Source organism: Acidovorax sp. ACV01 (assembly GCF_014851495.1).
Classification (GTDB): domain Bacteria; phylum Pseudomonadota; class Gammaproteobacteria; order Burkholderiales; family Burkholderiaceae_C; genus Acidovorax; species Acidovorax radicis.
In genome coordinates, this window is sequence record NZ_JACUZT010000006.1 from 172,669 (window position 1) to 189,257 (window position 16,589).

At 63.0% G+C, this 16,589-nt stretch carries 16 protein-coding genes and 1 riboswitch; of the genes, 4 read left to right on the forward strand and 12 right to left on the reverse strand.

Features of this window, described 5'->3' with window-relative positions:
• Positions 1–3 precede the first annotated feature (3 nt).
• The 3 genes from IB243_RS18125 to IB243_RS18135 all read right to left on the reverse strand — a co-directional run bounded on the left by IB243_RS18125 (position 4) and on the right by IB243_RS18135 (position 3,978).
• Positions 4–597 (reverse strand): bifunctional adenosylcobinamide kinase/adenosylcobinamide-phosphate guanylyltransferase, encoded by a 594-nt coding sequence (locus IB243_RS18125; protein WP_192428618.1) that lies wholly within the window; start codon positions 595–597, stop codon positions 4–6.
• Positions 594–1,952, reverse strand: coding sequence for a cobyrinate a,c-diamide synthase (locus tag IB243_RS18130; RefSeq protein ID WP_192428619.1), 1,359 nt, complete (start codon positions 1,950–1,952; stop codon positions 594–596). Before IB243_RS18130 ends, IB243_RS18125 begins: the two co-directional genes overlap by 4 nt.
• Positions 1,953–2,094: 142 nt before the next feature.
• On the reverse strand, positions 2,095–3,978 hold the full coding sequence (locus tag IB243_RS18135) for a TonB-dependent receptor domain-containing protein (protein WP_192428620.1): 1,884 nt from the start codon (positions 3,976–3,978) through the stop codon (positions 2,095–2,097).
• Between the two features lie 80 nt (positions 3,979–4,058).
• Positions 4,059–4,296, reverse strand: a riboswitch (cobalamin riboswitch).
• Positions 4,297–4,332: 36 nt separating this feature from the next.
• On the opposite strand from IB243_RS18135, the gene IB243_RS18140 reads away from it, so the two are divergent.
• The 3 genes from IB243_RS18140 to IB243_RS18150 all read left to right on the forward strand — a co-directional run bounded on the left by IB243_RS18140 (position 4,333) and on the right by IB243_RS18150 (position 6,161).
• Positions 4,333–4,560 (forward strand): hypothetical protein, encoded by a 228-nt coding sequence (locus IB243_RS18140; protein ID WP_010460682.1) that lies wholly within the window; start codon positions 4,333–4,335, stop codon positions 4,558–4,560.
• On the forward strand, positions 4,557–4,925 hold the full coding sequence (locus IB243_RS18145; protein ID WP_192428621.1) for a cell division protein ZapA: 369 nt from the start codon (positions 4,557–4,559) through the stop codon (positions 4,923–4,925). The genes IB243_RS18140 and IB243_RS18145 overlap by 4 nt, the downstream gene beginning before the upstream one ends.
• A gap of 420 nt (positions 4,926–5,345) precedes the next feature.
• On the forward strand, positions 5,346–6,161 hold the full coding sequence (locus IB243_RS18150; protein WP_010460678.1) for a sulfite exporter TauE/SafE family protein: 816 nt from the start codon (positions 5,346–5,348) through the stop codon (positions 6,159–6,161).
• A 51-nt stretch (positions 6,162–6,212) separates the two neighbouring features.
• On the opposite strand, the gene IB243_RS18155 is transcribed toward IB243_RS18150, so the two are convergent.
• From IB243_RS18155 to hemN, 4 genes are all read right to left on the reverse strand, one after another.
• Positions 6,213–8,657, reverse strand: a complete 2,445-nt coding sequence (locus IB243_RS18155; RefSeq protein WP_192428622.1) for a bifunctional diguanylate cyclase/phosphodiesterase — start codon at positions 8,655–8,657, stop codon at positions 6,213–6,215.
• On the reverse strand, positions 8,654–9,952 hold the full coding sequence (locus IB243_RS18160) for an HD-GYP domain-containing protein (protein ID WP_035197271.1): 1,299 nt from the start codon (positions 9,950–9,952) through the stop codon (positions 8,654–8,656). The genes IB243_RS18155 and IB243_RS18160 overlap by 4 nt, the downstream gene beginning before the upstream one ends.
• A 215-nt stretch (positions 9,953–10,167) precedes the next feature.
• Positions 10,168–10,926: a sulfite exporter TauE/SafE family protein gene (locus IB243_RS18165; protein WP_192428623.1), complete on the reverse strand. Its 759-nt coding sequence runs from the start codon at positions 10,924–10,926 to the stop codon at positions 10,168–10,170.
• A 5-nt stretch (positions 10,927–10,931) separates the two neighbouring features.
• Positions 10,932–12,314 carry an oxygen-independent coproporphyrinogen III oxidase gene (gene hemN, locus IB243_RS18170; RefSeq protein WP_192428624.1) on the reverse strand — a complete coding sequence of 461 codons (1,383 nt, stop codon included), beginning with the start codon at positions 12,312–12,314 and terminating at the stop codon, positions 10,932–10,934.
• A gap of 186 nt (positions 12,315–12,500) precedes the next feature.
• On the opposite strand from hemN, the gene fnr reads away from it, so the two are divergent.
• The gene (fnr, locus tag IB243_RS18175; RefSeq protein WP_010460666.1) at positions 12,501–13,223 is read left to right on the forward strand and encodes a fumarate/nitrate reduction transcriptional regulator Fnr; all 723 of its coding nucleotides are present in this window, start codon (positions 12,501–12,503) and stop codon (positions 13,221–13,223) included.
• A gap of 60 nt (positions 13,224–13,283) precedes the next feature.
• On the opposite strand, the gene IB243_RS18180 is transcribed toward fnr, so the two are convergent.
• The 5 genes from IB243_RS18180 to IB243_RS18200 form a co-directional block, all read right to left on the reverse strand.
• Positions 13,284–13,577 (reverse strand): hypothetical protein, encoded by a 294-nt coding sequence (locus IB243_RS18180; protein ID WP_010460664.1) that lies wholly within the window; start codon positions 13,575–13,577, stop codon positions 13,284–13,286.
• Positions 13,578–13,629: 52 nt separating this feature from the next.
• Positions 13,630–13,911 carry a FixH family protein gene (locus IB243_RS18185; protein WP_192428625.1) on the reverse strand — a complete coding sequence of 94 codons (282 nt, stop codon included), beginning with the start codon at positions 13,909–13,911 and terminating at the stop codon, positions 13,630–13,632.
• 71 nt (positions 13,912–13,982) lie between these two features.
• Positions 13,983–15,428 (reverse strand): cytochrome c oxidase accessory protein CcoG, encoded by a 1,446-nt coding sequence (gene ccoG / locus IB243_RS18190; RefSeq protein WP_192428626.1) that lies wholly within the window; start codon positions 15,426–15,428, stop codon positions 13,983–13,985.
• A 92-nt stretch (positions 15,429–15,520) separates the two neighbouring features.
• Positions 15,521–16,423 carry a cytochrome-c oxidase, cbb3-type subunit III gene (gene ccoP / locus IB243_RS18195; protein ID WP_192428627.1) on the reverse strand — a complete coding sequence of 301 codons (903 nt, stop codon included), beginning with the start codon at positions 16,421–16,423 and terminating at the stop codon, positions 15,521–15,523.
• A gap of 23 nt (positions 16,424–16,446) precedes the next feature.
• Positions 16,447–16,584 (reverse strand): cbb3-type cytochrome c oxidase subunit 3, encoded by a 138-nt coding sequence (locus tag IB243_RS18200; protein ID WP_010460656.1) that lies wholly within the window; start codon positions 16,582–16,584, stop codon positions 16,447–16,449.
• Between the last annotated feature and the right edge of the window lie 5 nt (positions 16,585–16,589).

A 16,589-nucleotide genomic window follows, 5' to 3' on the forward strand; every position in this document is an offset into this window, starting at 1 on the left:
GTTTCATTTCAAGGTCAATGGCAGCCCGGCGGCCATCAGCGTCACGCGCGGGCACAACTGGGCCACCTGCTGGTTCAGCGTACCCAGCGCATCCACAAAGGCGCGCACCTCGCGCCCCATCGGGATGACCCCCAGGCCAATTTCGTTGCCCACCAGAACAACGGGGCCGGGGGATTTCCGAACCGCTATCAAAAACATAGCTTCTTGCACTTGCCAATCAAGCGCTAGAGCCTGTTTTTCTTCAAAATTCATGGTTTCCATACCCATGGGCATGGTCCAGTGGGTGAGCCACAGCGTGAGGCAGTCCACCACGAGCAGGGTCTGCGGTGTGCTGTGCAACGCCACGGCAGCGGCCACATCGTGCGGCTCTTCCACCGTCTGCAGACCCGGCACCCGTTCGGCGCGGTCACGCTGGTGGCGGGCGATGCGCTCGCGCATCTCGTCGTCCCAGGCTTGCCCGGTCGCGATGAGCACAGCGCGGTGGTCGCTGGATTGCGCCAGCCAGTCGCGCGCCAGCAGCTCGGCGCGGCGCGACTTGCCGCTTTTCTGGCCGCCCAGGATGAGTTCGGTGGTGATGGGGTGCAGAGCGGGAGTCATGCCGAGACGCCTCCCAACAGATGGGCCACGGCTTCAGGGCTGGACGGGAACCACGCATGGAAATAGCTGGCGTGGAGGCTGCCCTGCTGGTACAGCGCCTCGCCCGCATCTGGCACAACCACTTCATGGGGGCGGGCCGTACGAGCCACCACAGGCGCATTGCTGTTGCTGGTGGAGTAATGGAAAGTGTGGCCGCGCAGGGTGTTCTCCCCCACCGCCAATTGCTGCGGCCCGAGCGCAGCCAGGCGTTTTTGCATGGCCACGCGGCCGGGCAGCAGGCCCCACAGCGGGGCCGTGCTGCCGTCGGCCAGCATGATGGATTCAAACAGCGCCATCATGCCGCCGCACTCGGCCCACAGGGGTTTGCCTGCGGCCCCATGGGCGCGCAGGCTGGCTTGCATGCCGGTGTTGGCCGCTATCTGCGCGGTGTGCAGCTCGGGGTAGCCGCCGGGCAGCCACACGGCATCGCAGTCGGGCAGCGCGGCATCGTGCAGGGGCGAGAAGAACACCACACGCGCGCCCATCTGTTCAAGGCATTGCACATTGGCGGCGTAGATGAAGCAGAACGCCGCGTCGCGCCCCACGGCCACGGTGCGGCCCGCCAGCAGCGGCGGCACCGTGTCTGCCACTGCGGGAGCCGGAAACTCCACGGCCCAGCGCTGCAGGTCCTCCAGCGTCATCTGGCCCAGGGGCGTGGCCGCCAGGGCATCGGCGGCGGCGTCCAGACGCTGCAGACTGTCGGGCAGCTCATGCGCCGCGACCAGACCCAGGTGGCGTTCGGGCAGCAGCGCCGCACCGGCCTTTCCCGAAGCGGGCGCGGTGCCGGACTGCACCCGCATCAGCGCGCCCATCCAGTCGTCCGCGTCGTGCAAGCCGCCCTGCAGCATGTCGGCGTGGCGCGCACTGCCCACGCGGTTGGCCAGCACACCGGCCCAGGGCAGGCCCGGGCGATAGTGGCGCAGGCCAAAAGCCAGCGCGCCAAACGTGCCTGCCATGGCCGAGGCATCGACCACCGCCAGCACGGGCACACCAAAGTGCCGGGCCAGGTCGGCCGCGCTGGGGGTGCCATCAAACAGCCCCATCACCCCTTCGACCAGGATCAGGTCCGACTCGCGCGCCGCGTCATGCAAACGCTGCGCGCAGTCCGCCTCGCCATTCATCCAGAGGTCGAGCTGGTGCACCGGCGCCCCGCTGGCCAGCTGGTGCCAGTGCGGGTCCAGAAAATCCGGACCACACTTGAACACCCGCACCCGCCGCCCCTGCCGCGCATGCAGGCGCGCCAGGGCGGCGGTGACGGTGGTCTTGCCCTGGCCGGAGGCCGGGGCTGCAATCAGCAGCGCGGGGCACCTGGTCATTTCAGCAACCCTGTGGGACACATGCCCGGCATGCCTATGAAACTGGCACGCGCGAAGCCAGTGCCACCGTGGAACTGGCTCCGCCAGGCCATGGGTGGCATCCCCCCGTGGGGGGAAGGCGCGCAGCGCCTCAGGGGGGGCTTCACTGCGGTGCCCACTTCACACCGACGTACACCGTGCGGCCTGCGGTGGCGTAGGTGCGGGCCAGCTGGTAGTCCTTGTCGGCCAGGTTGTCGATGCGGGCCAGCAGCGTGTAGTCACGCGCAATGCGGGTGCTGGCGTACAGGTTGAACAGCGCGTAGCCGCCCAACACGTTGGTGTTGGCCACGGTGTCGAAGCGGCGGCCTGATGCCTGCACTTCGGCGCCCAGTGTCCAACCTGCCAGGCGCGTGTCGGCGCCGAAGGTGGCGTGCTGCTTGGCGCGGCGCGCGAGCTGCTTGCCGGTGTCCAGGTCACGCGGGCGTTGCAGATCGATGGAGCCATGCAACTGCACATCGCCCACGCGGTGCGAGCCGGCAAACGTCACGCCCTTGTACTCGGCCCGGGCCGTGTTGGCGTAGCAGCCAAAGTCCGACAGGCAGGTGCCGGGGCCGGAGAACGAGATCAGGTTGCTCACGCGATTGCGGAACAGCGTGGTGGAGAACGTGCTCTTGCCCTGGGCGTAGCGCAGCGCCACTTCGGCATTGCGGCTGCTTTCGGGGCGCAGCGTGGCCACGCCGTATTCGCTGAAGCGGTGGTACAGCGTGGGCGCGCGGAAGGCCGTGCCCACCGACGCCGTGGCGCGCCACTGCGGGGTGATGGCATAGCCGTAGGCCACGCTGCCAGTGCTCTTGCCGCCAAACTCGCTGTCGGAATCGTGGCGCAGATTGAGCTGCACGGTGTGACCTGCAGCGTTGTAGCCATAGCCCAGGGCCAGCGCGTCCTGCGAGCGCTTGGCATCGATGGGAGCGTTTTCCAGGCGGTCTTCGCGGCGCTCCAGCGCGGCCGTGACCAGGTGCGCGCCCTGGCGCCATTCATTCTGGAAGTAATAGCCACGCAGGCGCGTGTCACTCAGATAAGGCGAGGGGCGGGTTTCGTATTCATCGCGGGAGTCGGTGATGGACAGGCGCGTCTTGTAGGCGCTGCTCCACTGCGCGATCCAGTTGAGGCCCAGGGCGTGCATGGTGTGCAGGTTGCGGTCGTCCTTGCCCAGCCCGCTGTCATAGCCGCTGTTGGATTCATTGACCATCAGCGTGCCTTCCAGCCGGTGCGCCGCATCGACCTGCAGGCCCACGCGGGCATGGCCCGCCGTGGTGCGGTAGCCGTCGCGGTCGGGGTTCTGGGTGGCCAGCGTGCGGGCGTTGAAACCTTTGCTGTCATCGCGCGCAAAGCCCAGCGCGTAGTCCACGGTGCCGCTGGCACCGCTGATGCCGGCTTCCACCTTGGTGGTGTTGTGGTTGCCGATGCCCACGCCCACATAGGGCGCCACGCCGTTCTCGCCGCGCTTGGTGAAAATCTGCACCACGCCACCCATGGCATCCGAGCCATACACGGCGCCAGCCGGGCCGCGCAGTACTTCGATGCGGTCGATGAGGCCCAGCGGAATGCTCTCCCACGGCGCGCCGCCGGTGGACTGCGAATCGATGCGCACCCCGTCGATGTACACCGCGGTGAAGCGCGATTCGGCACCGCGCAGGAACACACCCGTGGTAGTGCCCGGGCCACCATTGCGCGAGAACTCTACGCCAGGCAGGCGGCCCAGCAGGTCGGCCAGGCCGGTGGCGCCACTGTTCTCGATCGTTTCACGGTCCACGATGGAGATGTCGGCCACCAGGTCAGCGAGCGGCTGGGGCGTGCGCGTGGCAGCCACCACAGTTTCGGAAAGCGACGGCGTGCGCAGATTCTGGGCCAGCAGTTCGCCGTTTGCGGAGGCGGTTTGCGCCATGGCAGTGCAGGCAGTGCCGACAGCCAGGGTCACTGCGGCAATACGGTGAACAGGCAGGCGCAGCAACGCCACAGGGCGCGCACGGAGGGTACGGATTTTCATGGGGATCATCGTCAACAAACAACCCGGGCCGGCCTCCCGCCAGCATATGGGTGATACAGCCGCGAAGCGCCCAAGCGGGCGCACGCAGCCACCGTGTTGGCCGGTATCCGGGCTGGCGGAACACCCCCCAATGCCTTCCCATGCGCTTGTTCAAGGCACACAGTGGCTTATGGATGGAGAGAGAATCGGGTGATTCGTCCGCTGACCGTTGCGGGGGCAGCGCAGGCTGGGCGCGCCAGGTTTGGCGCCTCCTCCCTGCTTCCCGTTGAACTGCGGCATGTGAACCACACCGCGAGCACCAACAGCGGGATTTTACGACCGTTTACAACCCGCAACCCTACAATCGAGGGCTGTATGGCAACACCGTCCCCCACCGACCAGATCGCCGAGCGCGTTGACCGCCTGCTTTTGCGCCACGCAGAACTGCAACGCACCAACGCGTTGCTGACTGATCAGGTGGCTGCGCTGACGCAGGAGCGGGACTCCCTCAAATCACGCCTCAGTGCTGCGCGCGCCCGCGTCGATGCACTGCTGGAGCGCCTGCCCGCAGCAGCCCCCGTCGTCACGAAGGAAGCCGAATGAAGCAAATCGAGGTGCAGATCCTGCAGCAAAGCTACTTGCTGACCTGCCCCGAGGGCCACGAAAGCCGCCTGCTGGATGCCGTGGAGCGCGTCGATACCGCCATGACGCGCATCCGCGACGCGGGCAAGGTCCGCGCCCGCGAACGCATCGCCGTGCTGGCGGCCTTGAATCTGGCCTTCGAGATCGCCGACCGTGAGGCAGCCGACTTGGCAGCAGGCGCCGCTGCCAAAGCAGCCAGCCCGGCTATCGCAACCGGTAGCACGGGTCAGCAGGAAAACCTCTTGCCCGACGAAGACCAGCAGCGCCTTCATGGCCTGGTGCAGCGGCTGGACCAGGCACTGGGCGACGACGGCCGCCTTCTTTGACAAGGCCCTGCCTGCCGGACATCGCATCCAGGTCGGCGGTGGCGCATGCAGAACCGCCCCCTTGCTGCACGTCCCAAAAGCTTACGGGCTTTACATGCCCCCATATCTGCGGTGCAAGGCGCCAGCGCCTACAATGACGATGTCTGCGAAGCCGCCGGGCTTTATATTTCCTTGAACCAATGCTCAACGAGCTCGGGCTTGGTACATTGCCCGGTGAGCGTGATCATCTCGCGTCAGATGAACCCAACGCTTGGCTGCCCTCGCCCACCTGAACCCCCGGTTCAGGATGAGAGTCCGGTGGCATTCGCAGACACCTTATTCCGCATGCTCCTGTCACCGCAACCAAACGCTGCAGCACCTCCGACAGGGCATTTCTCCGCGCGTCCCCGCCCTCGTTCCACCCTTGCCTGACTGTGCGCCATGCTCGATCCCTTGCTGATTGTTGAACTCGGTGTACTTGGTCTGGCTACAGGTTTTCTGGCGGGGCTGCTGGGCATTGGCGGCGGCATGCTGTTGGTGCCTTTCTTGACCTACATCCTGGGCGCGCAGAAGGTGGCTCCCGATCTCGCAGTGAAGATGGCAATTGCCACATCGATGGCCACCATCATGTTCACATCGATCTCCAGCGTGCGGGCTCACCACCAGCGTGGCGCGGTGCGATGGGACATCGTGAAACGCCTGGCACCCGGCATCGTGCTCGGCGGGTTTGTGGCCAGCCTGGGCGTGTTCGCTCTGCTCAAGGGCTCCTTCCTGGCCATCTTCTTCGCCTTGTTCGTCAGCTTCTCCGCCACACAGATGTTCCTGGACAAAAAGCCCGCCCCCACGCGCCAGATGCCCGGTGGGGCTGGCCAGGTGGCGGCAGGTGGCGTGATCGGATTCCTGTCGGGCCTGGTAGGTGCCGGTGGCGGGTTCGTGAGCGTGCCATTCATGACCTGGTGCAACGTGCCCATCCACAATGCCGTGGCCACCAGCGCTGCGCTCGGGTTTCCAATTGCGCTGGCGAATGTGGTGGGCTATGTGATCGGCGGGCAGAACGTGAGCGGATTGCCTGCGGCTTCGCTGGGCTACATCTGGCTGCCCGCGTTGGCAGTGATCGCGACCTGCAGCGTCCTCACCGCCCCATTGGGCGCCAAGGCCGCGCACAGCCTGCCAGTCAAGCAGCTCAAGCGCGTGTTTGCGTCCTTGTTGTTCGGATTGGCGGCCTACATGCTTTGGAAGGGCATCGCGGCGTTTTAAGCCTTGCGAACGCCCCCGGGGCAGCCGGGGTGGCGCAGCAGCAGGATGGCCTCAGTTCTGGACTGGACTGCGCCGGCCCTGCGCCTTCAAGGGCAATGGTTTGCTGAGCAAGGCTCGAAACTCTTGGGCGGGAAGGCCAGGTGCACAGAGAAACCCCTGGTAGTGGTCGCACTGCATCTGCAGCAGCACCGCCTGTTGGGTTTCTGTTTCCACCCCCTCTGCCACCACCTCAATGTGCATGGCACGCCCCATGCTGATGATGGCGCTCACGATGGCCCGGTCACCATCATCGTCGGGCAGGCCGCGCACAAACGACTGGTCGATCTTGAGCTTGCTGATCGGCAGCTTCTTGAGATACGCGAGGCTGGAATATCCCGTACCAAAATCATCGATGGCCAAGCCAATCCCAAGGCCGGCGAGGACACGCAGACGCTGCTCCATTTCCTGCGCATCCTGCAGCAGGATGGTTTCGGTCAGCTCCAGCTCCAGCAACGTGGGCGGCAGCTGGTGCACGGCCAGCAGCCGGGTGATACGGTCCACGAAATCCGGCTGCCGGAACTCCAGCGCCGACACGTTCACGGAGATCATGATCGGCATGCCACTGTGCATCCACACCGCCGCCTCGCGCACAGCCTGCTCCATGACCCACGCGCCCAGAGTGACGATGTAGCCTGACTCCTCCGCCAGGGGAATGAACTGCCCCGGCGATACGGCGCCGAACTCGGGGTCGGTCCAGCGGATCAGGGCCTCCGCCCCCGTGATGCGCCCGGTGGCCATGTTGACCTGCGGCTGGTAGTGCACCGCCATGCGGTCCAACCCCAGCGCCTGGCGCATCGCATGCTCCATCTGCATGCGGGAAAGCAGATTGGCATTCATCTGCGGCTGGTAAAAGCCATAGCTGCCACGCCCCCGTTCCTTGACCCGGTACATGGCCGTGTCGGCCTGCTTGATGAGGTCGTCCAGCGTTGCGCCATCCTGCGGATACAACGCAATACCAATGCTGCACTGAATGGAGAAACCCATGCTGTCGAGCATGAAAGGGTTGAGCATGTCTTCCAGGATGCGGCGCGCCACACTCTCTGCCACTACGGCATCTCCGCCATGCAGGTAGATGACAAACTCGTCGCCACCCAGTCGGCACAACATGTCCGTCTGGCGCAGGCAGGCCTGCAGGCGCTCGGCGACCAGTTGCAGCACACGGTCCCCAAAAGGATGGCCCAAGGAGTCATTGATGATCTTGAAACGGTCGAGGTCCAGGAACAGGATCGCAAAACCCGTGTCGCTCTGGCGCGCCCCCTGAATGGCCGTGTCCACCCGCTGCGACAACAGCAGGCGGTTGGGCAGGCCGGTGAGCACGTCGCTGTAGGCCAGCTCCTCGATGCGCTTCTGGGCCGCATGCTGCAGCGTCAGGTCGCGCATGAAGCCGATGCTCTGCACCAGGCGCCCTTCATCGTCGCGCAGCGCCACCCATGACAGCTGCACCGCGCAATAGGTGCCATTGTCCCGGGGGAGCCACAGCTCGCCCTCCCAGAAACCATCCTCCGCCCAACCCTGCAGCACCTGCTCCATGAAAGCCGCATCCGAACCCCCTCCGAACAAAGAAGCGGCCATGCATCCTTCGAACGATTTGGCGGAAGGCCCTACCAGGCGCTCGCAACCCGGGTTCATGCGCAAGACCCGGTGATGGCTGTCGGCGATGAAGATGGCGTCGAGACTGGACTCAAACACCCTTGCTGCGAGCCTGAGGCTGACCTGTATCTCCGTCTGGCGAGTAATGTCCCGGTAGGAATACACGCGCCCCACGGGCAGCCCCTGGCCAAACTGGGGCACGGTCCGCAACTCCAGCACCAGGCCACTCTTCAACACCAGAATGTCTGTACTGTCCTGCATCGGCTCACGTGCAATGGCCGCCAGGCGCTCCGAGTAGGCACGCGCGTCTTCCACTTGGGCCGCCATGTGCGCATACACCGCCGCATCGTTGCGCTGCACCAGCAAATCACGGGGAATATTCCACAACTGCGCAAGCCGCTGGTTGAAGGCCCGCACCCGGCCATCAAGGCTGCAGACGAGCATGCCATCGGCTGCGGAATCCAGCGTCGCGCGCAGTTCAGACAACAGGGTTTCCAGCTCGCGCTCGGTGGCATCCTGGACACTCCGGTCCAGCATCGTCAGCATGAAAACGGTGCCCGAAGCCCCTTCTCCCGGAACGCGTGTCACCCGCCGGTCAACCGGCACCAGGGCTCCATCTGCGCGCAAAAGGCTGGTGTGGGAATGGATGCCGTCTGCAACCACCTGCGCTGACTCCCCCCAGAACGCAACATCCTGTGGTGTGGAAGCCAGACGCAGCACCGGCGTGCCAACCATAGAGGCCGCAGGCAAACCCACCAGCCGCTGCGCTGCGGCATTCGCATGAAGGATGAGCAGGCTGGCCTCATCGACCAACCAGACAGCTTCCTGCAAACCGTCGAGCCAGCCGTGGGACTGCACAACGGTCACGAACCAGCCTCTTCGGGGCCGGGGCTGACTGCGCGCTCGAAAAAGTAGCAGATACGCTGACGGGGGGAAAGGTAGTCCAGGGCATCGCGTGGCAATTGCGCGGGCTTGAGACTGCGCCGGATGCCCAGCTCTGGCACGGTTTCCAGATCCAATATGGGCGCCTCATCCTTGGGGACCCGGGAGTCATGAACAATGACCTTGGGCCGCAGGGGGCGCGAAGAATTGACTGAAGCCACGATCGCATAACGGTCGTTGACCAGCTGGACGATGGAGCCCGGTGGGTACACCCCCATCATGCGAATGAATGCACCCAGGACCACAGAATCAAACCGCGCCTTGAGCTGCGCAAAGATGACTGACAGCGCCTCGTGGGGCGTGAGCGCATCCACTCCGTTGGCAGGGTTGCACATGCGGTCATACCGATTGACCAACGCAAGCACCTGGCTCGCACGCCCCAAGTCGGGCCCTGACAGCCGCAATGGAAACCCGCTGCCATCGGCCATCTCATGGTGCCTGGCAACGGCGGTAAGCACGGCTTCGGGCAAGCCCATGCGCGTGGCCAGTGCCACAGACTCACCCACATGGGTCTCGTAGCGCGTGCGCTCCATCGGAATCATCGAGGGCGTAGGTTGCCTGAGATTCGGTGGCAGCTTGAGCTTGCCCAGGTCATGAATCAACGCCGCGATGCCAAGGTCGTGCAGCTCGGCACTTTTCATACCCAGTGCGCGGCCCAGCAACAGAGAGATCACCATCACGTTGATCGGATGCAGGGCATTGCGCTCGCCGACACCTTCTGACAACAGCCGGATGACGGAATCCCCGTTTTCGAGGAGCTCGGCCACACATCCGGACACGAGCGTATCGCCTTTGGCACGCGCCTGGTCGGGGTGTTCGGAGACCACACGCTCCAGCGCCTGGTATTGGCGGGTGGCCTCTCCAAATCGCTGGTCACAGACTGCCAGAGTCCGGTTCTGGGCTTCCAACAGTTCACGCCTGCGCAGCGCCTCCGGGTCCACGGTCGCGGCGGAGCCTGCCGCATCCAGTCCGTTCAAGGACGGTGCCTTCATTTCCGGGACGCTCCAGGCGGCGGGGACAAGTTCCCTCAGTTCTGGATCACTCTTCTTGGGAAGATAACGTACCTCGGTGAGCCCCAGTTCACGCAGGGTGGCAATCTGTTCCGCCGACGCCACGCGAAAACTGCTCACCGGGAACGGATGATGCATCCAGCCCAAGTCGAGCTGGATGTACATGCCGACACGCAGTTGGCTGATGTCGATGAGGATGGAAGAGTTCACTTCGGGGCGTGTGAAACATGGCGACTTCAATGCCACCAATGGTTACACAGATTATCGCCAGTTCGGGGGCCTTGTCGAAGGACTGCGCCTGCACCGCAGCGGCGCGGCAACACTTGGATGCGTCCGCGAAGCCCACCCCAGATCACCCTTGTATAGACATGGGTTTAAAGGAACTCGTCAACCCCTTTGCTATGCAACTTCCGGTTGGAAACAAGCTAACGGCACCACAGCGATGGCTTGTAGACCAAGTCCATCCACAGTGCCCAGCTGGCGACTGCGCAGAGCAAGCCCCCCGCGATACGGGTCCCCCAGTCCGCACGCGCTGTATTGATCCGTGTTTTCAGCCGTGCCCATGCCCACGACCCGCCCACCAGCCACACACCGCTGCCCAGGCCAAACAACGCCATGGTCAACGCCCCTTCCAAGGGTCCGCCGCTCAGGGCGGCTACCAACAGGGCCGAATAAAGCAATCCACAGGGCATTAGCGCCCAGAGTCCCCCTGCAGCGAGAACCCCGCCAGGGGCGCTGACAAGCGGCTTGACATGTGACCACACAGTGCGACCCGCCTGCTCCACCCATTGGGGCTGGCGGGCCTGGACCATCATCATCAACCCCCAGGCCATCACCGCGACATGGACCAGGGTCCACGCCGGGCGCAGCGCCGCCGTCTGTTGGGTCAACCATGCCAGACTATCCATGGCGAGCGCGGCCAAACCGCCCGCCACGGCATACCCAGCCAGCCGACCGACATGGAAAGCAGCCGTGCGCCGAATGACACCACCCCGAGGCATCCATTGCACAGTTTGGACCGTCTGCGAGGAAGCCTGTGCCTCCAAATCCCCACCCGTCTTGGGCAAACTCCGCGACTCTCCCTGCCCCACCAACGCTGCGCAGGGCGCGGAGCACATGGCTAAGCAATGGGACCCGCCAACCAGTCCCATCAGCAAGGCGGTCGAGGCAACCGTTGCAATCATGAGAGTCAGATGATGCGCGAAAAACGGGCTCGGTTGCGATCTGCCTGCAGGTAACGGTCAAAAACCATGGCGATGCCGCGCACGAAGAACCAGCCCATGGCCGTCACCTCGACCCCGTCGGGTCTCACCACGACGAGCCCCTGCTCAGCCATGGTTTCCAGTTGCTCCAGCTCGGCAGAGAAATAAGCCCGAAAGTCGATCAACCAGGCCTGCTCCATGGGCTCAAACAACAACTCACCCTGGCACATCAACGCCATGATGACGGCGCGGCGTACCAGGTCATCGCGGGTCAGGGCGAGCCCACGCACCACGGGCAAGCGCCCCTGGTCCAGAAAATCGTAGTACTCGTCCAGAGTTTTGGCGTTCTGGCTGTAGGTCGCCCCCACCCGGCCAATCGCCGACACGCCCAGGCCAATCAGATCGCAATCGGGCTGTGTGCTGTAGCCCTGGAAGTTGCGGTGCAGACGGCCCTGGCGCTTGGCAACCGCCAATGCGTCGGCCGGCAACGCAAAGTGGTCCATGCCCACATACACGTACCCAGCGTCCATGAAGGCAGCCAGCGAACGGGACAGCATCGACACCTTGCCCGCCCCCGCGGGCAACTCGGCAGAAACAATGCGGCGCTGGGGCTTGAAGCGCTCCGGCAGGTGGGCATAGGCATACAGGGCGATGCGGTCAGGCCGCAGCTGCACAACCTGGGCCAGCGTGCGATCAAACGACTCGGGCGTCTGGCGCGGCAGGCCGTAGATCAAGTCCACATTGATGGATTCAAAACCCAGCGAACGTGCGGACTCCACCAGCGAAAACACCTGCTCGGCAGGCTGTATGCGATGAACAGCCTTTTGAACCTCAGGATCAAAATCCTGCACTCCAAAACTCAGTCGGTTGAATCCCAGTTCCGCGAGCACGGCAAGGCGGTCGGCATTGACGGTGCGCGGATCTACTTCAATCGAATACTCTCCGCCCGGCGCGAGCGAGAAGCTGCGCTTGAGCATGACCATGAGTTCACGCAAGCCGTCGTCGGACAAAAAAGTAGGCGTACCACCACCCAGGTGCAGCTGGCTCACCACCTGCCCCGTGCCGCAGTGCGCTGTGTGCAGATCGATTTCGCGACTCAGGTACCGCAGATAGGTATCTGCCCGATCATGGTGTTTGGTGATGATCTTGTTGCATGCACAGTAATAACACAGCGACTCGCAAAAGGGGATGTGCACATACAGCGACAACGGCAACGCCTTCGTCATGGAGCCCAGCCTGCGCTGCTCTAGTGCAAGCGCATAGTCGTCCTGCCCAAACGCCTCGACGAAACGGTCGGCGGTTGGATAAGAGGTATAGCGGGGCCCTGGCACGTCGAAACGGCGCAGAAGATCAGGCGAAACAGCAGTCATGGGCAAATTCCTTGCGTACACTTTGACTGTGCCGTAAGCTGTCCCCCATGTCCTTGACCTGAATCAAGTGATGCACGGGGCCGAACAGCGACAATTTGATGCATGTCATTCGCCCATCCGTACCCACAAGCCTGTCTTACAGGCAGATGAGGCGATATGCTCAAACCTAACCCAGCATCTGTGCCTATGAACCCGCTCACCATCAAAGTCGCCTGCTCTAACTGCAACCTGCGCGAGCTGTGCATGCCGGTTGGCCTGAGCGAAGACCAACTGCAACGCATTGACGAAGTCGTTGCCGTCCGCCGCAAGATCAAACGGGGCGGAACGCTGTTTCGCAACGGCGAAGCCTTCACATCGCTCTATGCCATCCGCACCGGCTTCTTCAAGACCTGTGTAGCCACCGAAGATGGGCGCGACCAGGTCACTGGTTTCCAGATGGCGGGCGAGATTATCGGCCTGGATGGCATCGTGAACGATCACCATACCTGCGACGCAGTGGCCCTGGAAGACGCAGAAGTCTGCGTCATGCCCTTTGACCGCATCGAAGAACTGTCCCGCGAGGTCACCGCGCTGCAACACCATGTGCACAAGATCATGAGCCGCGAGATCGTGCGTGAGCATGGGGTGATGCTGCTCTTGGGCAGCATGCGCGCCGAGGAACGCCTGGCAGCGTTTCTGCTGAACCTTGTGCAACGTTTGCATGCCCGTGGGTTTTCACAGTCCGAACTCGTACTGCGCATGACGCGTGAGGAAATTGGCAGCTACCTGGGGCTCAAGCTCGAAACCGTGAGCCGCACATTTTCCAAGTTTGTGGAAGAAGGTATTGTCGAGGTCAAGCAGCGCCATGTGCGCATCCTGGAAACCGATGCACTCAAGCGCATCGTGAACAACCAGCAGGCCTGCCACTGACCAAGGCAATGCGTTGGCGGCGGCCTCTCTCCGTATCTACCGGCCAGCTACCGCAGCCCATCAAGGGCAAGATGAAGTCTTTCGACAGTCATCGGGGCGATCCCCCTCGGGGACCGGGCAGCGGTTGAGTTCAAAGGGCGACATCGCCAACAATGTCGTCAATGCGCTGGACGCCATGGTGATCATCCAGAACGCGAAAAAAGCAAGCGTGTAGACGCCCTGACGCGACAACGCCAACGGCTGCCCAAACCAGTGCAAGTCCTGCGGATCCACCATCGCAAAAACCAGCACCTCCATGACGCCTGCCATCAAGAAGGCCGGCCATGCAATCCACATCAGGCGTTGCGTCCACATTGATTTTTCTCCTGGTAAGGCCGCGCAGACAAACCGCATGGCCAGGGGGTGTTCAGCGCGGCTGGTCCTGGACCGGAGTGGCCGCATGGTTGCGGCCTTTCATCGCGGGAGCCAGGCTCTTGTGTGGAGTCTCCAGCGTCTTGTTGATCTCGATGCCCTGGCGGTAATAGTCCTCGGCGATCACGGGGTCGGGGCGCGAAATCGCCAGCCAGAGGGTGACAAAACCCGCAATGATCACGATCACAGGACCAGCGATGATCAGCCAGACATGGCCGAACTTCCACCATGGCGCCGTAGCGGAAGGGGCAGTGCCGAGGGTGGAACTGGATGGCATGTGATGACTCCTCAAAAATATTTTTCGTCAAAGCAAGGCCCGCGAAGACCTTGCACCAGTGTGCACGCGCGTTACCGCGGCACCAGAAACACGGATTTCTCAGTCACATGGGCGGCCCCGCCGAGTGCCTGCACGTCGAACTGCACAGCGTGCGATCCCGGAGGCGCCGAACCATACGGTATCTGCAGTCGGACAGCCACCCACCGGGACTCTGCCGCTCCGATTTCCACCTCAGCATCGGACGCCACTTCCAGCCCTTCAAGGCCACGCGCACCGATGCGATAGCGTTGGGGTCCTTCGGTTGCATTCATGATCTGCAGGCGGTAGATGTTCTCCAGCTTGCCACCGGCGACGATGCGAGAGAGCGCAGCGCGGTCACGCACAACATCGACCATGAGCGGCGTGCGCGTGACAAGGCTCGCCATCATGCCCACGCACAGGGCTACCAGCACTGCGCTGTAGATCAGCACACGCGGCCGCAGCACCCGGCGCAGGATCTGCGATTGGCTCCACCGCTGCGCCACGCCGTTCTGTGTGGAAAACCGGATAAGCCCCTTTGGGTAGTGCATCTTGTCCATGACCGTGTTGCAAGCATCCACGCACAACCCGCAACCAATGCACTCATACTGCAGCCCCTTGCGGATGTCGATGCCCACGGGACATACCTGCACGCACAGCGTGCAGTCAATACAGTCGCCCAGACCTTTGGCCTTCTGATCGATGTTCTTGTTTCGCGGGCCGCGCGGTTCGCCCCGCTCCACGTCATAGCTGACGATCAGCGTGTCCTTGTCGAACATGGCGCTCTGAAAGCGCGCATAGGGGCACATGTATTTGCACACCTGCTCGCGCATGTAGCCCGCATTGCCATACGTGGCAAAGCCGTAGAACAGCACCCAGAATATCTGCCAGCCCCCCTGCATCACCAGCAACTCCGCACCAAGCTCACGGATCGGCACAAAATAGCCCACGAACGTAAACCCAGTCCACAGCGCCACCGCGATCCAGATCACTTGCTTGAAGAACTTCTTGCGGACTTTCTCGAAGGTCCATGGGCCGTTGTCCAGCCGTAGTCGGGCACTGCGATCACCTTCGATCTTGTGCTCGATCCACATGAACATTTCGGTATAGACCGTTTGCGGGCACGCAAATCCGCACCACAACCGCCCCGCCACCGCCGTAAACAGGAACAGCGACAGCGCAGAAATGATGAGCAGGCCCGTGAGGTAGATGAAATCCTGGGGGTACAGAACCAGGCCGAAGATGTAAAACCGCCGAGCCCCCAGGTCAAACAGCACCATCTGGCGCTGCCCCCATTCAAACCAGGGCAGCCCGTAAAAAACGAGCTGCGTGAGAAACACCATGCCCCAGCGCCAGCGTGCAAACACGCCACTGATGGAGCGTGGATAGATTTTCTTTTGCGCCTCGTAGAGAGACACAATCTCGCCCTGCGACGAGCCATCGGATGCAATCGGTGAAATCGGGATGACCTTGCGAGCGGGCTCGCTGGGTGGCTTCATGGTGGTGTCGATCCGTTTGCTTCGAAGTACTCAGTTCAAACAATCCTTGGAGCGGCACCAAAGTACCGCCCAAGGTTTAGCGTGCAGGGCGCCTACTTGCCGTTCGACAGGCCCCAGACGTAGGCCGACAGTACACCGATCTGAGCTTCTGTGAGCTTGTCCGCCTGAGCGGGCATCTGGTTGACCTTGCCGTTGTTGACCATGGCAGCAATGGCCGCCTCGCCCCAGCCATGCAGCCAGATGTCATCTGTGAGATTCGGGGCACCCAGTGCCTGATTGCCCTTGCCATCCATTCCGTGGCAGGCTGCGCATGCCGTGAACTTGGACTTGCCCAGTGAAGCACGCAGCGAATCGTGGGGGCTACCAGACAGACTCAGCACGTAGTGTGAGAGATTGCGCACATCTTCAGGGGAACCCACTGCCGCAGCCATGGGAGGCATGTTGCCAACACGACCTTTCTCGATCGTTTCCCGGATCTTCTCGGGCGCGCCGCCATGAAGCCAATCGCCATCGGCCAGATTAGGGAAGCCCTTGCTACCCCGGGCATCCGAGCCATGGCACTGCGCACAGTTGTTCATGAACAGGCGCTCGCCAATGGCCTGTGCCTGTGGGTCCTTGGCAATGTCTTCCGGCTTCATCGAAGTAAAGCGGGCATACAGCGGCTCCAGTTCGGTCTTGGCTTTGGCCATCTCGGCTTCGTACTCGCCTTTTTGCGTCCAGTTGAGCTTGCCGGTAAAGCTGCCGAGACCTGGGTAGGCCGCCAAATAGCCAAAGCCGAAGACGATGGTGATGACGAACAACCACACCCACCAGCGCGGCAGGGGGTTGTTCATCTCGACCAGGTCCTCGTCCCAGACGTGGCCAGTGGTGTTGTCGGCGGTGGCCATCACCTTCTTGCGGCCCGCCATCCACAGCAGGATGCCGCAGGCGATGATGCCGACCAGGGTCAGTGTGGTCACAAAGACCGACCAGAAATTGCTGGTGAAGTCACTCATGGGGTGTTCTCGTTCTGGTGGGATCAATCTTGTTCAAAGGGCAGCCGCGCGGCCTCGTCAAACCGGGCCTTGTTGCGGCCCCGATAGGCCCAGACCCAAATGCCGACAAAGCAGGCCATCGATGCCAGCGTGGCAACGATGCGCATGGTGGTGATGTCCATGGCGA

Excerpts from the sequence above, each read along its gene's own strand:
- IB243_RS18125 (WP_192428618.1), bottom strand. The coding sequence starts at position 597 with ATGACTCCCGCTCTGCACCCCATCACCACCGAACTCATCCTGGGCGGC.
- IB243_RS18130 (WP_192428619.1), bottom strand. The coding sequence starts at position 1,952 with ATGACCAGGTGCCCCGCGCTGCTGATTGCAGCCCCGGCCTCCGGCCAG.
- IB243_RS18135 (WP_192428620.1), bottom strand. The coding sequence starts at position 3,978 with ATGAAAATCCGTACCCTCCGTGCGCGCCCTGTGGCGTTGCTGCGCCTG.
- IB243_RS18140 (WP_010460682.1), top strand. The coding sequence starts at position 4,333 with ATGGCAACACCGTCCCCCACCGACCAGATCGCCGAGCGCGTTGACCGC.
- IB243_RS18145 (WP_192428621.1), top strand. The coding sequence starts at position 4,557 with ATGAAGCAAATCGAGGTGCAGATCCTGCAGCAAAGCTACTTGCTGACC.
- IB243_RS18150 (WP_010460678.1), top strand. The coding sequence starts at position 5,346 with ATGCTCGATCCCTTGCTGATTGTTGAACTCGGTGTACTTGGTCTGGCT.
- IB243_RS18165 (WP_192428623.1), bottom strand. The coding sequence starts at position 10,926 with ATGATTGCAACGGTTGCCTCGACCGCCTTGCTGATGGGACTGGTTGGC.
- hemN (WP_192428624.1), bottom strand. The coding sequence starts at position 12,314 with ATGACTGCTGTTTCGCCTGATCTTCTGCGCCGTTTCGACGTGCCAGGG.
- fnr (WP_010460666.1), top strand. The coding sequence starts at position 12,501 with ATGAACCCGCTCACCATCAAAGTCGCCTGCTCTAACTGCAACCTGCGC.
- IB243_RS18180 (WP_010460664.1), bottom strand. The coding sequence starts at position 13,577 with ATGTGGACGCAACGCCTGATGTGGATTGCATGGCCGGCCTTCTTGATG.
- IB243_RS18185 (WP_192428625.1), bottom strand. The coding sequence starts at position 13,911 with ATGCCATCCAGTTCCACCCTCGGCACTGCCCCTTCCGCTACGGCGCCA.
- ccoG (WP_192428626.1), bottom strand. The coding sequence starts at position 15,428 with ATGAAGCCACCCAGCGAGCCCGCTCGCAAGGTCATCCCGATTTCACCG.
- ccoP (WP_192428627.1), bottom strand. The coding sequence starts at position 16,423 with ATGAGTGACTTCACCAGCAATTTCTGGTCGGTCTTTGTGACCACACTG.
- IB243_RS18200 (WP_010460656.1), bottom strand. The coding sequence starts at position 16,584 with ATGGACATCACCACCATGCGCATCGTTGCCACGCTGGCATCGATGGCC.